The 20,386-nt window shown below is 42.2% G+C and carries 18 protein-coding genes and 3 pseudogenes; 9 read left to right on the top strand and 12 right to left on the bottom strand.

From position 1 onward, the window contains the following. Positions 1-43 precede the first annotated feature (43 nt). The 4 genes from A3712_RS04245 (at position 44) to A3712_RS04230 (ending at position 4,566) form a co-directional block, all read left to right on the top strand. Complete coding sequence (locus A3712_RS04245; RefSeq protein WP_063522428.1) at positions 44-1,786, top strand: DEAD/DEAH box helicase; 1,743 nt, start codon at positions 44-46, stop codon at positions 1,784-1,786. 158 nt (positions 1,787-1,944) lie between these two features. Further along, entirely contained in the window at positions 1,945-2,343 is a 399-nt protein-coding gene (locus A3712_RS04240) for a PepSY domain-containing protein (protein WP_063522427.1), read from the top strand. Positions 2,344-2,422: 79 nt separating this feature from the next. Continuing rightward, positions 2,423-3,082: a response regulator transcription factor gene (locus A3712_RS04235; protein ID WP_004741316.1), complete on the top strand. Its 660-nt coding sequence runs from the start codon at positions 2,423-2,425 to the stop codon at positions 3,080-3,082. 134 nt (positions 3,083-3,216) lie between these two features. Next, the gene (locus A3712_RS04230) at positions 3,217-4,566 is read left to right on the top strand and encodes an ATP-binding protein (RefSeq protein ID WP_063522426.1); all 1,350 of its coding nucleotides are present in this window, start codon (positions 3,217-3,219) and stop codon (positions 4,564-4,566) included. A 102-nt stretch (positions 4,567-4,668) separates the two neighbouring features. Here the strand turns inward: A3712_RS04230 and A3712_RS04225 are convergent. The 3 genes and pseudogenes from A3712_RS04225 to A3712_RS04215 all read right to left on the bottom strand — a co-directional run bounded on the left by A3712_RS04225 (position 4,669) and on the right by A3712_RS04215 (position 7,309). After that, a pseudogene (locus tag A3712_RS04225) lies at positions 4,669-5,021 on the bottom strand (VOC family protein). A gap of 237 nt (positions 5,022-5,258) precedes the next feature. Continuing rightward, positions 5,259-6,566, bottom strand: a complete 1,308-nt coding sequence (locus A3712_RS04220; RefSeq protein ID WP_063522425.1) for an LssY C-terminal domain-containing protein — start codon at positions 6,564-6,566, stop codon at positions 5,259-5,261. A gap of 14 nt (positions 6,567-6,580) precedes the next feature. After that, positions 6,581-7,309 (bottom strand): glycosyltransferase family 2 protein, encoded by a 729-nt coding sequence (locus A3712_RS04215; RefSeq protein ID WP_063522424.1) that lies wholly within the window; start codon positions 7,307-7,309, stop codon positions 6,581-6,583. Between the two features lie 355 nt (positions 7,310-7,664). On the opposite strand from A3712_RS04215, the gene rplY reads away from it, so the two are divergent. Continuing rightward, positions 7,665-7,943, top strand: a complete 279-nt coding sequence (rplY, locus tag A3712_RS04210; RefSeq protein WP_063522423.1) for a 50S ribosomal protein L25 — start codon at positions 7,665-7,667, stop codon at positions 7,941-7,943. A 248-nt stretch (positions 7,944-8,191) separates the two neighbouring features. Here rplY and A3712_RS04205 read toward each other — a convergent pair whose 3' ends face one another. Continuing rightward, the gene (locus tag A3712_RS04205; protein ID WP_063522422.1) at positions 8,192-9,067 is read right to left on the bottom strand and encodes a LysR substrate-binding domain-containing protein; all 876 of its coding nucleotides are present in this window, start codon (positions 9,065-9,067) and stop codon (positions 8,192-8,194) included. A 391-nt stretch (positions 9,068-9,458) separates the two neighbouring features. Between A3712_RS04205 and A3712_RS04200 the strand changes: the two genes are divergently transcribed. From A3712_RS04200 to A3712_RS04190, 3 genes are all read left to right on the top strand, one after another. Then, a complete protein-coding gene (locus tag A3712_RS04200) occupies positions 9,459-9,953 on the top strand; it encodes a DUF4865 family protein (RefSeq protein ID WP_063522421.1) in 495 nt (164 codons plus the stop codon). A 391-nt stretch (positions 9,954-10,344) separates the two neighbouring features. Further along, entirely contained in the window at positions 10,345-11,034 is a 690-nt protein-coding gene (locus tag A3712_RS04195) for a tryptophan 2,3-dioxygenase family protein (RefSeq protein WP_063522420.1), read from the top strand. Between the two features lie 786 nt (positions 11,035-11,820). After that, entirely contained in the window at positions 11,821-13,038 is a 1,218-nt protein-coding gene (locus A3712_RS04190; protein ID WP_063522419.1) for an MFS transporter, read from the top strand. Between the two features lie 70 nt (positions 13,039-13,108). Here the strand turns inward: A3712_RS04190 and A3712_RS28150 are convergent. The 3 genes and pseudogenes from A3712_RS28150 to A3712_RS04180 form a co-directional block, all read right to left on the bottom strand. After that, a pseudogene (locus A3712_RS28150) lies at positions 13,109-13,303 on the bottom strand (NTP pyrophosphohydrolase); the annotation flags it as partial. Next, a pseudogene (locus A3712_RS04185) lies at positions 13,299-13,742 on the bottom strand (nucleotidyltransferase domain-containing protein); the annotation flags it as partial. The pseudogenes A3712_RS28150 and A3712_RS04185, both read right to left, overlap by 5 nt. Positions 13,743-14,377: 635 nt before the next feature. After that, positions 14,378-14,803, bottom strand: coding sequence for a TraR/DksA C4-type zinc finger protein (locus A3712_RS04180; protein ID WP_063522418.1), 426 nt, complete (start codon positions 14,801-14,803; stop codon positions 14,378-14,380). Positions 14,804-14,988: 185 nt separating this feature from the next. Between A3712_RS04180 and zigA the strand changes: the two genes are divergently transcribed. Further along, positions 14,989-16,188 (top strand): zinc metallochaperone GTPase ZigA, encoded by a 1,200-nt coding sequence (gene zigA, locus A3712_RS04175; RefSeq protein ID WP_063522417.1) that lies wholly within the window; start codon positions 14,989-14,991, stop codon positions 16,186-16,188. 126 nt (positions 16,189-16,314) lie between these two features. On the opposite strand, the gene A3712_RS04170 is transcribed toward zigA, so the two are convergent. The 5 genes from A3712_RS04170 to A3712_RS04150 all read right to left on the bottom strand — a co-directional run bounded on the left by A3712_RS04170 (position 16,315) and on the right by A3712_RS04150 (position 20,292). Beyond that, positions 16,315-17,529, bottom strand: a complete 1,215-nt coding sequence (locus tag A3712_RS04170; RefSeq protein ID WP_063522416.1) for a CobW family GTP-binding protein — start codon at positions 17,527-17,529, stop codon at positions 16,315-16,317. A 147-nt stretch (positions 17,530-17,676) separates the two neighbouring features. Then, positions 17,677-18,099, bottom strand: a complete 423-nt coding sequence (locus tag A3712_RS04165) for an NUDIX hydrolase (protein ID WP_063522415.1) — start codon at positions 18,097-18,099, stop codon at positions 17,677-17,679. A gap of 30 nt (positions 18,100-18,129) precedes the next feature. Beyond that, entirely contained in the window at positions 18,130-18,639 is a 510-nt protein-coding gene (locus tag A3712_RS04160) for an RDD family protein (protein WP_063522414.1), read from the bottom strand. A gap of 149 nt (positions 18,640-18,788) precedes the next feature. Next, positions 18,789-19,544 carry a nucleotidyltransferase domain-containing protein gene (locus A3712_RS04155; protein ID WP_063522413.1) on the bottom strand — a complete coding sequence of 252 codons (756 nt, stop codon included), beginning with the start codon at positions 19,542-19,544 and terminating at the stop codon, positions 18,789-18,791. After that, complete coding sequence (locus A3712_RS04150; protein WP_063522412.1) at positions 19,528-20,292, bottom strand: carbon-nitrogen hydrolase family protein; 765 nt, start codon at positions 20,290-20,292, stop codon at positions 19,528-19,530. The genes A3712_RS04155 and A3712_RS04150 overlap by 17 nt, the downstream gene beginning before the upstream one ends. Between the last annotated feature and the right edge of the window lie 94 nt (positions 20,293-20,386).

Below are 20,386 nucleotides of genomic sequence, written 5' to 3'. Positions count from 1 at the left end.
GAGCTATTTCACACTATTTGTTCTCCATTTTACAAGACGCGATATGTATACACTCCGCCCATACCAAGCAGACTCAGTAAAATCAGTCATTCATTACTTCAGAAAACATCAAACACCGGCTGTTCTCGTGCTACCGACAGGGGCTGGAAAAAGTTTGGTCATCGCTGAGCTGGCAAGGCTTGCCAAAGGTCGCGTATTGGTACTGGCTCACGTGAAAGAGTTAGTCGAGCAAAACCATGAAAAGTATGAAGGTTATGGGTTAAAAGGCTCCATTTTCTCTGCAGGATTAGGCCGTAAGGAGACCGACCAACAAGTGGTATTCGCATCCGTTCAATCTGTAGTCCGCAACCTCGATTCATTCTCCAACCAATTTTCACTCTTGGTTATCGATGAATGCCACCGAGTACCTGACGAAAAGAACAGTAGCTATCAGAAAGTGATCACTCACTTGCGTGAAAACAACTCGGGTATCAAGGTGCTTGGCTTAACGGCAACCCCTTATCGCTTAGGTATGGGTTGGATTTACCAATACCACACTCGCGGACAAGTGCGTTCAGAAGAACCAAGATTCTTCAGAGATTGTATTTTCGAGTTACCGATTCGTTACCTGCTCGACGAAGGCTTCTTAACACCAGCTCGCATGATAGATGCGCCGGTATTGAGTTATGACTTCTCACAATTAAAACCTGCGAGCACAGGTCGATACAAAGAAGCCGAGCTGGATATGGTGATCGAACAATCGAAGCGAGCCACACCACAGATTGTCGATCAAATTATTCACCTCGCCCAAGACAAGCTGGGCATCATGGTGTTTGCCGCAACCGTAAGGCATGCTCAAGAGATCCTAGGCTTACTACCCGAAGGTGAAGCTGCGATTGTCATTGGTGATACACCTACATTAGAGCGCGACCAAATCATCAATGATTTCAAAGAACGCAAAATAAAATTCTTGGTCAACGTGTCGGTATTGACGACTGGTTTTGACGCTCCTCACGTTGATTTAATCGCGATTCTTCGCCCAACAGAATCCATCAGCTTATACCAACAAATCGTAGGACGTGGCTTACGTTTATCTCCGGGCAAAAAAGAGTGTTTGGTGCTCGATTACGCGGGTAACAGCTATGACCTTTACCAGCCAGAAGTTGGCGATCCTAAACCGGATTCAGACAGCGAAATTATCACTATTCCCTGCCCAGCTTGTGGCTTCAATAACAATTTCTGGGGCAAGCTAGACAGCAATGGCTTCTTGATTGAACACTTTGGCCGCAAATGCCAAGGATACTTCACAGATGAAGACACAGGTGAACGTGAGCATTGTAACTATCGCTTCCGCGCCAAATACTGTGGAGACTGTGGTGCCGACAACGACATTGCAGCACGCATTTGTCATGAATGTGACGCAACCTTGGTAGACCCAGACAAAAAGCTCAAAGAGGCACTCAATCTAAAAGATGCTTTAGTGTTTGAATGTTTAGAGATGGACCTTAATGTGCTTAAGGACGACAAAGGCAAGTCACAACTTAAGGTCACCTACCGTGGTGAAAACCAAGCGCAAGTCCATGAATTTTGGTCATTGACCACCAAGAAGCAAAAGCAGAACTTTAAAGATCAGTTCGTTCGCCCTCATCTTGCGGATAGACACAGACCTTTCGAGGAAGCGTCACCGTCGAAAGTGGTTGCTCACCAACATAGATTCCGCCCACCACAATTTGTAATTGCACGTAAAGTTGGTCGCTTTTGGAAAATGAGAGACAAGATATTCGAAGACGAACTTCAACAACGTTAATGATTATCGTCTTGACACTTGATGGTTAGTCTCCGTGATGTGTTGGCGATCTAATCGTCAAATTTTTAGGTATCAATTTCTCATTATTAATCAGGTTCACTTTCTGTTCAGAATTACTTTTTTATACTGAACGCTATCAACCTTCTCTAGGATTCGCTATGTTTAGTAAAGCTATGATTTCTTTGTTTTCTATAAGCTTAGGCTTATTTGTTTCTGCTGGCGCATGGGCTGACTCGCATCACAATGGTCACGAATTAGTGCAGGACGTTCATAAACCAGGAACCCGCATTGAATTTGAAGAAGACCAAGACGAAGTCTATGAAGCGGTTCGGGAAGGTTATATTCGCCCTTTCTCTGAGATGTATGCAGCAGTAGAAAACGACCTTCATGGCCGAATCATTAAAGTCGAACTAGAAGAAGATGATGATATTTGGGTGTATGAGTTAAAAATTAACTATCAAAACAACATCATCAAAGTTGAATACAACGCCGAAACGCTAGAAATGCTAAAAATTGAAGGCCGCAACTTTAAAAACGCTATTAAGCACAGCGATTAATTTAGCGCGACGACATAGTTAAGCAAGGCAAATAGTTAAGCACAGCGAACAGTCATTCCAAAAATTAAGAAGAACAATTATGAAAATTTTAGTCGTTGAAGACGAACCTCGTTTGGGCCAACAGATTATTGAAACACTTGAGGGAGCCGACTGGGTTCCTGAGCTGTCTCAAGATGGTATCGATGCGCTTTATCGCGCGACATCAGAAGAGTGGGATGCGATAGTTCTCGACCTAGGTCTACCTAAGCTTGATGGCCTAACCGTTTTAAAAGGTATTCGAGACGAAAACATCAACACGCCAGTGATTATCTTAAGTGCTCGTGACACCCTAACCCAACGCGTTGAAGGCTTGAACGCTGGCGCCGACGATTACCTAACTAAGCCATTCGAAATGGTCGAACTGATTGCCCGTATTCGTGCACAACTTCGCCGAGCGTCAGGCAGTGCAGCACCTGTTCTTCAAATTGGTGATTTAAGCTTGGACACTCGCAGTTCAAAAGTGTTGTGGCAAGGCCAAGCAGTCAGCCTAACGGCACTAGAATATAAGGTTGTCGCGTATTTCATGCACAACCAAAACAAGGTTATTTCGCGTACCGAGTTGGTTGAGCACATCTACAAACAAGACTTCGACCGTGACTCGAATACGGTTGAGGTATTTATTGGTCGTATCCGTAAGAAAATCGCACCAAAGATCATCAAAACCGTCCGTGGCCTTGGCTACCAACTGAATGCTGAGTAAATCTCTATTTATTTGGATGTACAAACGTCAATTAAGCAAAGAGAAATCAGGCACACTCACCCACTAAGTGGACAGCCTGTACTGACCATCGAAATACAACTCAATAACGATGGGCAAAGGCAGGCTGGAAATGCATGAATCTAAAGAAACGAACACTTAAAAACATCAGTTTAAAAAGCCGCTTGCTTCTCGCTGCGGCTTTTTGGCTAGGTGCGATGATATTAGCGGCCGGTGTTGGTATACCAAAACTGGTAAACGATTACCTTGTCGACGACATGAAGCAGCAACTTGCCCTAACCATGGACGAGCTCACCGCGAATATTGAAACCAACGACAATGGCAGCCTAATCATGGCAGAACGCCTATCTGACCCTAGGTTTAACCAACCTTACAGCGGTATTTACTGGCGCGCTTCGACTCAAGATCAAATCATTCGTTCTCGCTCCTTATGGGACAAAGACCTCACCATCAAGCGCTCTCCTATTCACACTTCCGTTAAGGGACCTGAAAAAGAGAAGTTGATTTACATTGAGCAAGATATCTACCTGCCTTCACTGAGCGACCCAATTACCATCACCATTGGTATTGATGAAGACCCACTTGAGTCGACGCTAGCGGAGTTAACGGGTCAGGTATGGCTGATCCTGATGCTGTTGTTTGTCGGCGTACTCATGTTGATTGGTATTCAAGTTAGCTGGTCTCTATTACCGCTGAGTAAGATGCAACGTGAACTAGTGATGCTGAGAAAAGGTGAGCAACAAGGGCTAAGCGATAACTACCCGAAAGAGGTCTCGCCACTCGTCTCTGACCTTAATGCCCTACTCTTTCACTACCAAGAGTTACTGGAGCGTGCTCGTAACCACGCAGGTAACCTATCTCATGCGTTAAAGACGCCGTTGTCGGTGATGAAAAATGAAATTGAGATGCTACCTGACAACGAGAAGAAACTATTACAACAACCGATTCAACAGATCCAAAGCCAGATCGACTATCACCTCGGTCGCGCTCGTATGGCGGGTGCAATGAACATCCTTTCGGTGAAGTCGTCGCCTTGTGAGCGTGTTGAAGCGATTTCGATGGCTTTTGATAAAGTTTATGCTGCCAATGAAGTCACTATGATCAATGAGCTGGACTCTGAACTAGAGGTTGCCGTAGAAAAAACCGACCTTGATGAGATGGTCGGAAACCTACTCGAAAATAGTTATAAGTGGGCGGGCAGTATTATTCGCGTTCACGCTTATGAACTGGCCGATGGCAGTGTAGAGTTGATTATTGAAGACGACGGACAAGGTATTCCTGAAGAAAAGCTCGAACAGGTGACCAAACGAGGCGTAAGGCTCGATGAAACGACTCCTGGAACCGGTCTAGGGCTGAATATTGTCAATGAAATGGCACACAGTTACCGCGGGAGCTTAACGCTAAGTAAGAGCTCAATGGGTGGCTTAAAAGCTTCTCTTGTTTTAAAGGTATCTCAAGCCTCTTAAACGACTCCATTCGAACACCCGCTATACCTTGAATAAAAATAAGGAGTTTACGCATCACGCATAAACTCCTGTTTGATCCTGTACCATTTTTAATCTGCAAGTTTAAGCCGTCGAATGTGAACCAATGACATTGCCTTCGGTATCGCTGACCACACTGATGAAACGGTATTATCCATGAAGAAAGTAGGCTGTCCAATCACCATTTTAAGCACTTGCAAAACACCACCATTCGCCGCAGCCAAGCTTGCTTCTGTCGCACAATCATCACAAGAGAAATACACCATAGTGCTGTTTCCCAGTTTTACAACAGGCATCGAGCACAAAGCCCCTGTCGCACCTGATTTTTTACATCTCGCTAGGCAACACCCACATTTCAATATCGATGCCCGTTTCGTTATCTAGCTTCTCCAACACCACTTTGAATAAGGCTTCGTAAAACGTTTTGTTCTCACCATATCGTCGACATAGATCTCAAACTAACCAACCGGATTCATTTGCATACCTTGTCCTTAGCTTTCGCCCTTGTTCACCCTTAATTAGAATAGACAAGGTTGACACTATTAGAACGATAGAAACGCCCAAAAGAGGCTCGGTTTTAACAAGCAGAAATAACAGAACCTTGTTTGATTGATATTCAAATAAGGTTCGTATTTGTCGGAGGACTAAAGTAGAGAAGGTCTTAATGCCATACTTTATATATCATTCACCGCAACATCTAAGGTTTGTGAATCATCACTGTATGTCGTTGATCCAATAACCAAGATCTTTCCGTCTGTGTAGTAGTCATGTTGATCATTCATTACCTGTGCATTCGCTAGAGGTAAATTGACCAGTTCCATATTCGGGTAAGTTGACTTAATTTGCTGCGCCAACCGATCGCGTTCTTCATCAACATTCGGATCTATTTTATGGAGTATGGTGACAATGCCAGAATACGGTGTCACTTTTAAACCATCATCGTAGCTGATTGCCCCTAACCACTTTGTTTGATTACTGCTTCTGTCTAACCCCGCATTCCACCAGCGAATATGGCTTCTCTTCATCAGGTTTCCAGGCAATTGAAAGGCCATATCTTGTGGTTGGTTTCGCCAATACAAGTCAGATACAGGCGGTGTCTTATCTTTTAGGAGAGTAAGGTAACTCGACCACTCAATATCATTTCGAGAGAATGTTTGATTTTCTATCCAGCCCAACTGGTTCATGAGTTCACGAGGCGATTCTCCGACATAAACAACATTGATCGCTTGAGCATCATAGATTGGAGAAAGCCCAGGAAACGCTTTGTAAGTCACTTGTTGTAAATCAACAGAGTTCATCGATGCCGATGTTTGTTGACTTTGAAAGTCATCAGCTTTCCAGAAGAAATGGGCATAATTTGCATAACACAGCCAAACCACTAAAAACGCGCTGGTTTTCAAGGTTAGCTTACGCCATTTAAGTTTGTTACCCACAACAACAAAAATGGTCACGGCAACTAAACCAATCAGCAAGCTTTGGTGCTCGCCTAGGAAAACCTTAACCGAACCCAATAAAGGAAACTGTTCGACACCATGTGCCAACAACATACCCCAAGCAATAAATTGACCACCGCCAAGCAATAAACCTATCGAAGACAACAGCGTAAAACTGTGCCACTTAACGCGATGAGAACCTGCGATAACAGGAACAACCCAAGCAATGGGTCCCAAAAGGCGTGCCACGACTATGATGTACGTGCCCTTCTTCGTAATGAGATAACGACACCGAGCGATCACTCTTTTGGTTTTTGGTCGAAATTTAATAAGCTTCTTTTGGGCAGTTCTGCCCCACTTTAAGCCAATGAAGTAACTCAGTTGATCCCCAACGAAACCACCTAACATTACAAACACCAACGCCATCCATGCACCTGAATACAGCTGAAAGCCCGCAGCGATAAAAAAGGGCTCTCCCGGTACAAATAGGTTTGGGCCGATGAGAGCATCACCCAATGCTCCCAAAAACAGCCCTAGTCCATCAAACATAACAACCCCAATGCTTACTGTTCTTTGTAGTGACCAAACTTGTAGTTCATTTCGTTGTTACGCATTTCGCCTTTAAAGAAGCGCCTTATATTGGCTTTTAGGTAAGTTGACCCCGTCTTCACAACACCATCTTGGTCTAATCGGCGTGGGTCAAAACCGAAAGTCATATTTAGGAACCTAAATCGCCATGTTTTGCTCGCACGTTTTACGTAATCACAGTCCTCACACAGAACGATCTCCTCATCGAAGCCGCCGATCTCTTCATGCGCTCGTTTGGTTGAGAAAATACAAGCGCCAATCGCTGTAGGGAAGAAGAACTGCGTCGCAAATAAGCCCACATTAAACAGCCCATAACCGAATTTATGAATTAATGGCAGCCCTTTTGAACTCATATATGCGCCAGCAACTTCAAGCTTATTCTCTTCTAGCTCATACAGCGCTTTAGCAAGGAAGTTACGAGGCAGGCTAACGTCGGCATCCAAGAAAAGGATTCTGTTGTACTGCGCCAAAGCAGCACCGGTGTTTCGGCCAAGGCTAACACCGCGTTCTTGCATATGGTGGATAGTCAATTTCGGCAACGCACTTTCATAGGCCTGTGCGACTTCTCGGGTGTTATCTTCACTGTTTGAGTCGACAACGATCACTTCGAACTCTTGATGGGTTTGCACGCTCAACTCTTCCATTAAGCGACTAATGCATTTCTCTTCGTTTAACGTAATAACGACAATACTGACCGGTTCCATGTTTTCACCTATTCACTCTGCTGATTAATTAACACTAAAGTTACCTAACCAAGCATTAACCAAGCCTTAGGCGAACATTCATTTTCCGTTCATTAACTTGATGATTTCGCGACGATATAAACAGGGCAAAAGAGCAAAGAAAGCGATAAAATAGGGTTAGAGAGCGTTTTATCTACAAACGAGCCAAATATCGAAGGAAATTCACTTTGTGATAGGCTTCTTACTTGCTCATATTCAAATGTGATGTTAGTATCCGCGCTCGCTTAAGCATGAACTCGTTCTGCCTAAGCATTACCACATACTCAAGGTCGCATTGAGATGTGAAGTTAATTTTTACTAATTTGAGAGTAAAACTATGAAATTTGAAGCAGTAGTACGTACTGAACTAGGTAAAGGTGCGAGCCGCCGCCTACGTCACGCTGGTAAATTCCCAGCTGTAATCTACGGTGGTGAAGCAGCAGCTGTATCTATCGAACTTAATCACGACGAAGTGATCAACCAAATGGACAAGCCTGAGTTCTACGAAGCAATCACTCTAGTGGTTGACGGCGCAGAAGTAAAGGTTAAGCCACAAGACGTTCAACGTCACGCGTTCAAGCCAAAAGTTGAGCACATGGACTTCATCCGCATCTAATTCCCTACCAAGGAATAAGATTGGATTAATCCAGCCTTCTGCATAGAAAAGATAATCGAACTTACCAATCGAAAAATCTAAAAATTCGAAACCCCGATGCTACCAACATCGGGGTTTCAGCGTTTTTGAGCCATCGAAACGCCCAATACCACTTCCCCCATCGTAAAAAGCTCTGATAGTAAGTTGTTTTAGTATCTTTACTCTTTCACATCCTGTTTATGACATTTTCTTAATAAAAGTTATTCATGTCAGCTGTAGTTTGCCTTAATCACCCTTGTTATTAGATCAATCAACTTTTCCTTCACGTTGTCAGTTGCTGCTTGTGAACGATGAATTTGAACGCCAATATTTCCCAATTCTGGTAATCCTTTTTTGATGATTTCGAGGGGAGCTGGACAACCCATGCTCGTTCGAACTGTAATACCTATTCCTGCGTGCACAGCAGGCCAAACACCACCGAGACTTTGGCTTTGGTATACAACTTTCCATTTTATTCTTTCAGCATCCAACGCTTCTATAGCTTTCTGTTTAAAAAGGCAATTTGGCTCAACCACTACCAATGGTAAAGGTATATTTTTTTCGAGAAAATGACCGAGCGGGAAATCTGGTGAGGATACCCAACGTACTGGAGTGTGGGCAATGGTATCAGAGTATGGAGTTCGCTTAACGCCTTGCCAGGTAACAGATATATCGAGTGAACCATCTTCAATAGCCGATATTAGTCCAGCGTACCTCTCGATCATTGTATTCATTTGAATTTGTTCATTAATGCGACTAAAGCGTCCAAGGCATTCGGTGAGAATTTCTTCTGCGAAATCTTCTTGTAACCCCACATTTACTGTGCCTTGCAAATCAACGCATCTTAAGGTTTCCAACACTTCATCGTTTAGAGCAAGCATTCTCTTTGCGTAGCTCAATAAGTACTCTCCTTGCTCAGTTGGTAATAGATATCTGCCCTCTTTCTTTACTAGTGTGGAATCAGTCTGCATTTCTAGTTTTTTCAAATGTGCACTTACAGCAGATGTTGACTTGTGTTGATGCTTTGCAGCGAGGGCAAAGCTTTTATATTCAATGCCAAGTACGAATGTTTTTAGAGCCTGAAGATCCAATACTGTATCTTTCATGTCATTGACTATCCCAAATTTGTGAATCAATCGTCCTGAATGTTTTGATTTTTCGAATTACCTGCAGATGTCATTATAAACATCAGTTTTGAAATCGGAAGTAATGGAATGACTAATAACCAAGATAAATTAACGATTACCCCGAGGCTAAACGAGTTAGCTAAAAATGTACTGTCGGGTGACGCTTACAAACCTAGCCTTGTTAGGAAGGCTTAAAGAATTGCCCCAGCACATAGATCTCGCAAGAACTGACGGGATCAATAATAGAGAATTCAAAGAAACGTTAACTCATCTGGCTTTTTATGTTCGGTGGTTTGCAGCCGACAGTGTGATTAAGCGTGTAAGTAACACCATTAGCTTAGATAGAGTATTCAGTAAATAGGAGATAGAAATGATCGCTATGCAATATAAAGTAGTTCTTCCATCTGATTATCCGATGGAGTCTATTGAGAAAAGAATTCAAGAAAAAGGTCACCTTTTTGATGGGGTTCCAGGGTTAATTTTTAAGGCTTTTCTATATTCACGTAAAGATGCTAAAAGTTATGAAAATCCTATAAATAGTTATGCGCCTTTTTATGTTTGGAGAGATCATCATGCAATGGTCTCATTTCTTCAAAGTGATGGTTTTAAAGCGGTTTGTGAACATTTTGGTCGCCCGAGGGTTGAAGTATGGTATGTTGATGAGGAGCCAACGGTGCCAACCTCTCAACACTCCTTTGCGTGCATTTATAAGAATCTGAGTCAGCCTAAAGATGTTCACGGACTAAACTATACTTCGTGGGAAACAATTGGGGTGACGTGGTTGTGTAGTTCTGACGACATTAATGGTAGCAGGGGAGAAGTTTACTCTGTGGGCTATGTTGCTCATGGTCAAAATGATACTTAGTTAGAAGTTCTAACGCGCTGCTCTCAAAAACTAAAAGACTGCAATTTGCAATTTGCACTTATGGCACTTCTCAACTCGAGAGTGCCGCAAGAGAGACTCAAAATGATAGAACCTGCGTTTTGTATACGATCAGTTAAACCAACATAGATCGGCGACCAAAACTTACCTGAGCATGTTGCTTTGAGTTTCATTGATATATGTCTTTAATTTTTTGTATTGGCTTGTTGTATTCTACCCGTAAAGGGACTCTAGGTTATTGTTAAATGAGCGTCCATTTATTAATAGTTAAGCTTATTTAGAACTAGCTAACACTTCTTAGATTTAATATGCATTCGGTTGCTTATTTTGTTTTCTAGCCATTAAGATGTTGATTTTTTGAGGTCTAGAATCAATGAAAACGGATAACTGTGCAGTATTAGATGGTGAAGGGCGTAATGATTATGCACGCTACATGAAGACCGATGTTTTGTTGTCACTTCAACTGCCTGATGAAAAGCTGATCCATAAGGATGAGATGATGTTTCAAATTGTGCATCAATCGACGGAGCTATGGCTCAAACTAAGTTGCTATGAGTTGAAGCAGGCAAGATCATCGATAGAACAGGAAAAAATTCAACAAGCCATGACTCATGTCAGAAGAGCAGCACTGGCAGTTGCTCAGATCATCGAGCAGTTGAGTATATTAAAGTCTATGACTCCATGGGATTTCCAAGGTATACGGCCTGCACTGGGTAATGGCTCAGGTATAGAATCACCGGGTTGGCGTGAAACTCAGTCTATGGCCAAGCAATTAAACATTGCGGTGGAGACTTATTTGTCAGAGAAAGACATTGACCTTGTCAACCTATACCAATCGCAAACCCATACTCCACTATTCGCTTTGATGGAATCTTTGATTGACTGGGATGAGAATGTCAGCTTATGGCGAACATATCATTACAAACTTGCCGTTAGAACCTTGGGAATGAATACTCAAGGAACAAGAGGTAAGCCGATTGAGAAGTTAACCAGATTGATTGATCGCCAATTCTTCCCTCAAATTTGGCAAGTAAGAACTAAATTAACTTCTTCAGTCTACTAATCATGGTCATGCTCCCGCAGCTGAGCTTTGATAAATATATTCCGATATAAAATGTACTAAGTGGCGAGCTTTATGATTCGCTGATTGGGATTATTGCAAAAGGTAAAGGTTATTTCAGAGGTGTCCATATGAGCACCTCATTTCATTCGTAAATTCTAAAGAGGTTAAAAGTTTGTTGAGGTAAGCGAAACTCTCCTGCCTTCTCAATATCAGCTCAACACGACTTAACAGTTCAGCTATGGTTGACAATGCCGCCGTTAACTTGGTCATGTCACTCGTAGAATATCCAAACATTTTCAATTCCCTCAACCTCAGTCGTCAGCAGTATAGGTAAGCAATATTACCTTTCTGCCCAGAATCGAGCTTACAGACTACTTGTAATACTTTGCTCGTTTTAGTATTTCGATTAGCCTGTCGGGTTAACGTGAAAGTGTTACCAAATCTAAAATAAACCTATAATCTACGTTCCTCCCAAGCAGTTTACCTAACACGATTGCTGAACGACTCGCAGCCACCATTATTCGACAAGGCGTCCTATAAAGCCCCAAAATTGAATACCTAATCAACACCATGTCAAACAGTTGGTTGAAAATTTCCTACGATCTACTTCAAGCTTCCGAAAAGGAACCGTCATCACAAAAATACACTCACAAATATGAGACAGCATGCATCTTTTAGGGTGATTTTATAAAATATAGCGATAATTAAGACTGCTAAGTCTTCTTGTTAAAAACAACACCGATTGAGCAGCAGGTGACTTAAAGGCGTGGCAACGTAAGTGTGAAAATGATTAACATCCCAGTATACATCGAGTTTTTTACAAAGATGAGTAGCGCTATATTTACGTTACTTCTAGGCAAGTTACTTTTTGATGAAACCAATAGTTTATGGGCATTTGCTTCAGCATATGGAGGGGAGTTTGTCATTGTTACACTCATTCAAATGTATGCAGGTTCCATTGCGGATAAATACTCTCCTCTTAGAATTCTAATATTCACAAATGCGATCAGTTCTACTGTTTTTATCTCCTTGTTTACTGTGTATGACTACTTTTTGTCCCATAGTTTGTTTATCGCCGCAGCAATTGTCTATATCTTCAGGCCATTTTATAGGACCAGCTTGTTTGTTCTTATTAGAACCGTAGCAAAAAAAGAAGAGCTTAAAGTACTAAATGGAAGAGTAACCTCTGCATCACAACTAGGCCAAATATTCGGTCTAACTCTTACAGGCGCAATGCTCTCTTTTTACTCGGTAAACTACATATTCCTAGCAATGGCAATTATCTACATTTCGTGTTTGTTTATGTCAATAAAATTCTGTACGTCCTCACATTATAATTGCTCTACAAATGCGAGAGGTGATGGAAACAGAATTAACTGGAGAGAGTTTGGGCAATTTTTAAAACTAGAAAAGCATTTCAGTATCAGATTATTGAGTAGCTTTTCAATAGCATTTTGCTTGGGCGGCTTCTATGTTCACCTTGCACCTGTAGTTGTAGAAAAGTTCGCCAATAGTGAAATATGGCTATCTATTCTCAGTGTAAGTTACGCTGCTGGTGCCATTATTTCAGGTATGCTCATAAAAAAGACAAATAACAGCTTATCTAATACATCATCAGATAACCTACTATTATTCAATCAAATACTAGCCATAGCCACCTTCATGTCTTTTGGTCTATTCGATAATCTTTACTGGGTACCAATTTTACTGTTCACATTCGGTATATCTACCACTTTATCAGCTGTTGGCTTATCTACGTACTTACAAAAAAACACGCTCGATGAGGTAGCAGGCAGGACCGCAGCAGCACAGAACATTGTGATCGCATCAGGTAACGCGTTGGTTGCTTTCTACTCCTCGTATCTGTTCGACTATTCTTTTATTTACTCGTCGATAGGTGTTTCTATAATACTATTTTTCCAAGCTATCTTTTTTAGAGTTTTATTTTTGTTATATCCAGGAAAACCAAGTGATGTTTTTTGTATGGACACGATAAAATCATAGGTAGCGATGAATTTTCTTCAAAGTTCATCAACTCTATAAAACATTGAACATTTTTGGTGTAGCTGGATAGTCACAGGTAATGTCCCACCCGCCCTACTTCTTTCAAAGCGACACCATCAGCACTGATACCGACGGGCGCCGAATTCAATGGATACCACGAGATGCTGTCTGCTTCTTGTGCTGTGATTTCACCTTGCCATTGGGTTACCACAAAGTAATAAATAAGCTGTAACTCTTTTGTTGGGTGATAGAGCGAACATAAGAATGTAGTACGCCGCCCGCACTAACTTCTTGCCAATCACTTTAGCGGCATCCGCATCAGTCATTGTTTTAAAGGCCGGATTCATTTGCTCCAGAAAAGTAGACTAGCCACCATTAAGCGCTTGGGCTATTTCACGACTAGGTTTGTAACGCGTAAAATCAATAGATAGATCATTACCCCAAATACAACAGCAACAGTGTTTGAGCCAAAACTGCCAATGGAATTTTTCTTGTGGTTGCAGCACTTCAGAAAGAAAGCCAGGGTCGATATCAAGCTTACTGACTTGGGGATATGCTTTGGGAATGATTTCGGAAAGGCGCTGAAATACTCGCTTCTCTTTTGGGTTAATCGGTGTATTGAGTATGATAGAAACATCCAAATCCGAGCGACCAACAACCGCCGTGCCTCTCGGCACACTTCCGTATAGGCAAAACCCATCAATAAATTGTCTAGGTCTGATTTTACGCGTCGCCATGTCGTTCTCCTTGCCTTTCTCACTACATGAAAATTAAGATTTTTCATCTACTGGTAGAAAAACTATGCACGATTTTTTCAGTGACATTCTATTTGCGCTGCAATGAACGAAAAGGATTCCCGAAGCGTAAAACGATTCAACGAATCGATTTCAAGCCTACTTTAGGGTGGACTAATACAGTAGTACCAAGCTTCTAATCTATTGATTTATTTGACTATTTCATTGGCTTTTTTAACCGTTCTTTAGGCCAATTAGAGCTTAACCACCAGCTCTAAATGTATACAATGTATATAAATCAATACCATACAGCTAAGGTTACTACCAACATCGGGGTTTCACCGTTTTTGGGGGTTGAAAAGTCGAGTAATATTACCAATTTTTCATAGCCTTAGGCGGCAAATGGGTAAAGCACTGAAGATCACTACTGTGACAATAGAACGTGCTCACATGGTCAATTAGTCACTCTATATGCCTCCATGCCCCCCTCGTACCGCCACCTACTATTATAAGATTTCTCCTTTTTGTGATCTAAAAGCCTCTGCACTTGGTTGTACTACACAAAACCCTAAAACCACTTTTCCCTAATTAATTTAAATGGATCTTCAGTGCTTGTACCAATGCTCTTTCGACTCCATTTGAGTTTTCACTTCTGTACTGTATTCAGCAGTCGGCCGTGCCAGTAGCCTTGGAATGCCTATAGGTTCTCCAGAAGATAAGCAGTAGCCATACTCACCTTCACGCAAACGAGCCAAAGATTGCTGAATTTTAGGTAACAGTTTTTGCTCTCTATCTATTATTCTGAGTGCAATTGCAGATTGCTCCTCACTGGATGCCCTGTCACTTTCGTCACTGAATTCCATTGGTGTAATCACCTCGCTTTTCGCACGTTCAATATGTTCACATGTCGATTCATAAAGCTCGATTAATCGTTTCTCAAAAAAAGCGAGCTGAGCGTCATTCATATAATCCGCCTCAGGCGCTGCAAGAATTTCTTGCTCTGTCATGACATGTTTTTTGTCTTCATTCATAGAACCTCCACACCGAGATAAGAGCACGGTGACTTTTAGTGCATCTGAACCTCGCAATTTAAAAGAGAATGAAATTGCCAATAAAGTGCAGAGCTCGACAGAGTAACAAACTCCTTGATGCATGAGTCAAGATCACCGATCATACTTATTGTTATAATATAACATTACACTAAAAGAGCATAAGCATGAACACCCAAAAACTCCCTGTTACGGTTTTATCTGGCTTTCTAGGCGCAGGAAAAACAACAGTTTTAAGTCATATTCTTAACAACAGACAAGGCAGAAAAGTTGCGGTCATCGTCAACGACATGAGTGAAATCAACATCGATGCAGCGACCGTTCAGAATGAAGTTTCGCTCAACCACAGTGAAGAAAAGTTGGTTGAAATGAGTAACGGCTGTATCTGTTGTACCCTGCGTGAGGATCTACTTGAAGAAGTCACCAAGCTCGCTCAAGAAGGAAGATTCGATTATCTAGTTATTGAGTCCACTGGTATCGCTGAGCCACTCCCGGTTGCAGAGACTTTTACTTTTGCCGATGAAAATGGGCTTTCGCTGTCAGACGTTGCCCGTTTAGACACCATGGTAACAGTTGTTGATTCCATCAACTTCCTACGAGATTACGATGAAGCTAAGTTCTTATCAGATACGCCAGAGTCGTTAGGTGAAGACGATGAACGCAGCGTCGCCGACTTGCTCGTTGATCAAGTAGAGTTCGCAGACGTCATCTTGATAAGTAAAACCGACCTAGCTGAAAAATCAGAAATCGAAAGGCTTTTAGCGATTCTTAAAACACTCAATACCTCAGCCACTATTATTCCTATCTCGAATGGTGAAGTGGAACTTGATGCGGTACTCGACACGCAGAGCTTTAGTTTTGAAAAGGCACAACAAGCCCCAGGTTGGTTGAAAGAAATGCGTGGCGAACATATACCTGAAACCGAAGAATATGGTATTTCCAGCTTTATATATCATGCAAGGCGCCCGTTCCACCCAGAGAAGTTTTATGATTTCCTCCACAACGCAGAAGACTACGGCAAACTGATTCGTTCTAAAGGCTACTTTTGGTTGGCGACGAGGCCGGATTTTGTCGGCCAATGGAGCCAAGCAGGCGGTATCGCACGTTATGGCGCCGCAGGCATGTTTTGGAAATCAATTCCGAAAGAGGATTGGCCGACGGATCAAGACTCCCTTGATGCCATCACAAACATTTGGCAAGAACCCTATGGCGATATGCGACAAGAATTGGTGTTTATTGGTCAGGGATTAGAACAAGAGAAATTGATTGCCCGTCTCAACGAATGTTTGCTGACAGAAGATGAGGTGAAGCAAGGGCGCAACTATTGGTTGTCTCTGGAAGACCCTTTCCCTGAGTGGGAAGAGTAAATAGCTTAAATCAAAAAGCCTCCCGTTACTTAGGAGGCTTTCACATTTTATGGGGTCACTCAGTGATACCTTTATTGGAGCAAGCCGAAATGTAACAACGCAACGACGTGTTATTCACTAGTCTACTTAAAGTGTTCTCTTCTGGTTTAGCTTAGCAATTTTCTTTGGCCAAGGATCTTCAAACGTCTCCCCTTGCTGCCACTGATCCAATTCGGCATCAGTCAAAAAGCAGCTTTCCAGTGCATCGATAAAGGCATCGACTTCATCTTCTTGCCCAATCACCGTAAGACGACAGCGACGATCACCAAAGCGGCTTTCAACACTGTCTATCTTATCTTGTAAGATTTGACGATGCTCCTCTGTATAGTTTTGCGATTCATCTTCGATTACCGAAGCGCGCCAAAAGCCTGTGATTTCAAGGCCTATATTACCGTGCGCTTGGCTCCAAAGAAGTGAAACATCGTCTCGAGTTGGGAACCAAAAGAATCCTTTGCTACGAAATACGCCTTTCGTTAAGTACTGTTGGCAGATATTCCATAAACGAGCTGGATGAAATGGGCGATCACCTTTGAGCACTTTTGCAACAAGACTTTGTTCGTCTTTATCAGATAAATTCAACGGTTCATTCACAGCCTCTCGAAGTTCTGTGATTAACTGTTCAACTAGTACGAAGTTATAATCTTTCTTACCTTTCAACGTGCGAATATCCAAATTTCCCCAAGACGTTTTAATTATCTCGGCGTACACATTGAGAGGATGAATCGCCTGCGCAATGTTGCGAACAGTATTGTCATCCACCTTATCTGTTTTAGTTAGCATGACACGATTTGAAAACATGATTTGCTCAACCAACAAGTTTTCTACCCCCCTAATACCTCGCTGAACATTTTCCTGCCACTTAGGGATTAACGTAGCTCCTTGTTGAAAATCATCTCGCAGCCAAGTCGCATCGACTAAAGTAATCACGTCTTTGAGTGCTAATTGTACGCTGTTTTTGAAATACTCGACCAAAGGTAAAGGATGGCTACTACCCGACGTTTCAATCACAATCCATTCTGGTGAGTTTTCTGCACAGAGTTTTTTAAGCGCTTTGTCAAGTTTCTGTACACCAGTCGGGCTACTGATACTATCGCCACTGATCGTGACAAAGTTGCCCTGATCTTCACTCACCGCATCCGTATTTAAGATAAGCACGCCATCGACATCTAGCTCACTCATATCATTTACAATAACGGACAGTTCATCACCGGAATACTCGGTTTGTTGGAGAATGTTGCGTAAAAACGTAGTTTTCCCTGCCCCGAGAAAACCATGCAAAATAGTGACTGGAATTGACGACATTTCTTTTACCTAAAAACCGGAATCAATCGAACGTTATAACATAACAATCCTATATAAAGAAGTAATCCCGAGTTGTCTTAGGTCAATAGCTGATGAAAAGGTAAATATAAGATAAAGCCCAAGATTGCCGCGCAGGTAACGATAAAACTAAATTGGAAACAGGCAAGTATCTATATTTTTGAGAAACATCCCCACTCGCTCCACTTCTTTCAAAGCGACTTCATCAGCACTGATACCGACGGGCGCCGAATTCAGTGGATACCACGCGATGCTGTCTGCTTCTTGTGCTGTGATTTCACCTTGCCATTGGGTTACCACAAAGTAATGAATAAGCTGTAACTCTTTTGTAGGGTGATAGAGCGAACATAAGAATGTGTATTCAGTTGGAATAACGTTTAGCTCTTCGTTAAGCTCTCGAAACAATGCTTGAATTTGATTTTCACCCAGCTCTATATGTCCACCAGGTATTGTTATTAAGCCGGGGTCGGTGTCCTTAGAATCGCTGCGCTTCTCTAACAACACTTGTGATTCATTGAGCAAGATAAAAGAGACACACTCATGGACATTCATCGATTTTTCCTTAGGCCAAAGTTTAGATAATTAGACTTTCTTTAAGACAACAGAGCCTGCGATGAAATCATGAATCGCTCTGCGTTTGTGATTAAATAGCATGGAAATGAACTCTAAAAGAACCCAACCAATCATTGCGTAGCCGACAAACATAAAGGCACGGCCTTGCTCTAAACTTTCCCAAGTTTGTCCGTAGAAAGACAGTTGCGTGTAAGCATAGAGGCTAAAGGGGATAAGCATGATTGGGACAATATCTCTCATACAAGACTGTTTAAGGGTTAGGTTTCGACTTTCAGATACATCCACTACTTTCACTCGAGTGACCATTTTCCCGATCGTTTGCCCAAACTTAGCATGCATGCCAACGTAGTAAACGATACCAATCAGTGAATTCACTACTCCCCAAGCAAAAACACCACCCGAGCTAATCACGCCAGAAAGCACATAATCGTCTATCCACTCCAAAGGTAAAAATACGATTGAATCTATCCAGATAGCAAAGAATCGTCTCCAGAAATTAGAATACTTATTGGCGTACATTCTTGTTCCTTAGTCTCTATTGGCAATACAGCAGAGACCCTACAACACATCATTTTTTAATACATTCAACTAACTATGATTTATAAAAAATGCCAAGTGGCATGCATATGCCAATGATTTACCCCACCGATTTGCAGGCTCACTAACACTCACGACAAGTTCTTGCTCAGTCTTTCATACAATTCCAAGGCTTCAACTTTAGAGGTTAATTGCCCGAGAGCGTATTGATGTGCTAACTCAATATCGTCACTTTGTTCTGGATAATAACGCTTAGCTACTGTAGTACACTGGCTCAGGTTGATGTGCCAACTTGCATCTTTCTCAGCGACAAAGTAGTACGCCGCCCGCACTAACTTCTTGCCAATCACTTTAGCGGCATCCGCATCAGTCATTGTTTTAAAGGCTGGACTCATTTGCTCCAGAAAAGTAGACAAGTCACCATTAAGCGCTTGGGCTATTTCACGACTAGGTTTGTAACGTGAAAAACCAATAGATAAATCATTACCCCAAATACAACAGCAACAGTGCTTGAGCCAAAACTGCCAATGGAATTTTTCTTGTGGTTGCAGCACTTCCGAAAGAAAGCCAGAGTCAATATCAAGCTTACTGACTTGGGGATATGCTTTGGGAATACAGTCAGACAGGCGTTGAAATACTCGCTTCTCTTTTTTGCCAATAGGTGTATTGAGTACGATAGAAACATCCAAATCCGAGCGACCAACAACCGCCGTACCTCTCGGAACACTTCCATATAGATAGATACCATCAATTTGATTCGGAAGGTCGCTTAACAACGAATCAACAACGGCACTTACAACCTCTTGGAATTCGGGATCGATATTCCTAGGAGAGTATAGGTTTTCTATGAACCCGTCTTTGTCGAGACCTCTAGATTGATTCAGCATGCCACTTTCCAGTTAGATTAAGATCCGTTTCACAGCCCGAGATAGTACATAGAACAATGCCACTCTCTTTGGAGTTTGCACTGATCACGAGCTCTCCTTGCGAACTCCAAACCGAGCTCTTGCCACACGTTTCCCAACCTCCCGTCATAGAGATATGGTTACTCAGTAATACTGGTATACCGTGTTCCGACGCAATTCCAGATAAGATTTTAGAATCCGGGACAAAGCCATTCTCGGAGATTAAAGCGCTTGCTAAATAGATATCAGCACCCAGATGTTTGGCTCGTCGGGAGTGATCTGCCTCTATGAAGTCAGCACATACTGCTAGCGCGATTTTATGCCCCTTGACATTAAATACATAGTCAACATCGCCAGTGGAGCAGTATTCACCTTCACCATCATGCAGGTGCTGTTTAGAGTAGAACTCAACCCCACCATCAGGAAAGCAAACAACAGCACCTATGGTGGGATGGGATAAGCCTGGAACTCGCAGGGGACAACCAGCCACAACAATAATCTCACTTTGAACCGAAGCTCGGGAGAGTTCTTCAAAATTTGATGGCTCAAGAGACAATGCAAGTTCTTCGGCTAAATCAAGCTCATAGCCGGTTAGTGATAGCTCAGGGAAAACAACCACATCCGCATTGTAATTTGACGATTGCTCTATCATTTTTAAATGTTGCTTTCGGTTTTCTTTCCAATTGCCTCTTACGACAGGAATTTGGGCCAAACTGATAGTGACACTCATTTCAAACTTCTCCAAAAAACAAAAAATGCTACAAAAATCGCTACATAACTAAATGCGGTTTACGTTAGGGTGCTGTGGTTATTATTCGGCTTCA

Origin of the sequence: Vibrio sp. HI00D65, from assembly GCF_001635455.1 — a bacterium.
In the GTDB taxonomy this organism is placed as follows: domain Bacteria; phylum Pseudomonadota; class Gammaproteobacteria; order Enterobacterales; family Vibrionaceae; genus Vibrio.
This window is presented reverse-complemented; position numbering and strand designations above follow the sequence as displayed.

What these genes read in the sequence shown, in the direction of transcription:
- A3712_RS04245 (WP_063522428.1), top strand. Translation starts at nt 44, where the DNA reads ATGTATACACTCCGCCCATACCAAGCAGACTCAGTAAAATCAGTCATT.
- A3712_RS04240 (WP_063522427.1), top strand. Translation starts at nt 1,945, where the DNA reads ATGTTTAGTAAAGCTATGATTTCTTTGTTTTCTATAAGCTTAGGCTTA.
- A3712_RS04235 (WP_004741316.1), top strand. Translation starts at nt 2,423, where the DNA reads ATGAAAATTTTAGTCGTTGAAGACGAACCTCGTTTGGGCCAACAGATT.
- A3712_RS04230 (WP_063522426.1), top strand. Translation starts at nt 3,217, where the DNA reads ATGAATCTAAAGAAACGAACACTTAAAAACATCAGTTTAAAAAGCCGC.
- A3712_RS04220 (WP_063522425.1), bottom strand. Translation starts at nt 6,566, where the DNA reads ATGTTTGATGGACTAGGGCTGTTTTTGGGAGCATTGGGTGATGCTCTC.
- A3712_RS04215 (WP_063522424.1), bottom strand. Translation starts at nt 7,309, where the DNA reads ATGGAACCGGTCAGTATTGTCGTTATTACGTTAAACGAAGAGAAATGC.
- rplY (WP_063522423.1), top strand. Translation starts at nt 7,665, where the DNA reads ATGAAATTTGAAGCAGTAGTACGTACTGAACTAGGTAAAGGTGCGAGC.
- A3712_RS04205 (WP_063522422.1), bottom strand. Translation starts at nt 9,067, where the DNA reads ATGAAAGATACAGTATTGGATCTTCAGGCTCTAAAAACATTCGTACTT.
- A3712_RS04200 (WP_063522421.1), top strand. Translation starts at nt 9,459, where the DNA reads ATGATCGCTATGCAATATAAAGTAGTTCTTCCATCTGATTATCCGATG.
- A3712_RS04195 (WP_063522420.1), top strand. Translation starts at nt 10,345, where the DNA reads ATGAAAACGGATAACTGTGCAGTATTAGATGGTGAAGGGCGTAATGAT.
- A3712_RS04190 (WP_063522419.1), top strand. Translation starts at nt 11,821, where the DNA reads ATGATTAACATCCCAGTATACATCGAGTTTTTTACAAAGATGAGTAGC.
- A3712_RS04180 (WP_063522418.1), bottom strand. Translation starts at nt 14,803, where the DNA reads ATGAATGAAGACAAAAAACATGTCATGACAGAGCAAGAAATTCTTGCA.
- zigA (WP_063522417.1), top strand. Translation starts at nt 14,989, where the DNA reads ATGAACACCCAAAAACTCCCTGTTACGGTTTTATCTGGCTTTCTAGGC.
- A3712_RS04170 (WP_063522416.1), bottom strand. Translation starts at nt 17,529, where the DNA reads ATGTCGTCAATTCCAGTCACTATTTTGCATGGTTTTCTCGGGGCAGGG.
- A3712_RS04165 (WP_063522415.1), bottom strand. Translation starts at nt 18,099, where the DNA reads ATGAATGTCCATGAGTGTGTCTCTTTTATCTTGCTCAATGAATCACAA.
- A3712_RS04160 (WP_063522414.1), bottom strand. Translation starts at nt 18,639, where the DNA reads ATGTACGCCAATAAGTATTCTAATTTCTGGAGACGATTCTTTGCTATC.
- A3712_RS04155 (WP_063522413.1), bottom strand. Translation starts at nt 19,544, where the DNA reads ATGCTGAATCAATCTAGAGGTCTCGACAAAGACGGGTTCATAGAAAAC.
- A3712_RS04150 (WP_063522412.1), bottom strand. Translation starts at nt 20,292, where the DNA reads ATGAGTGTCACTATCAGTTTGGCCCAAATTCCTGTCGTAAGAGGCAAT.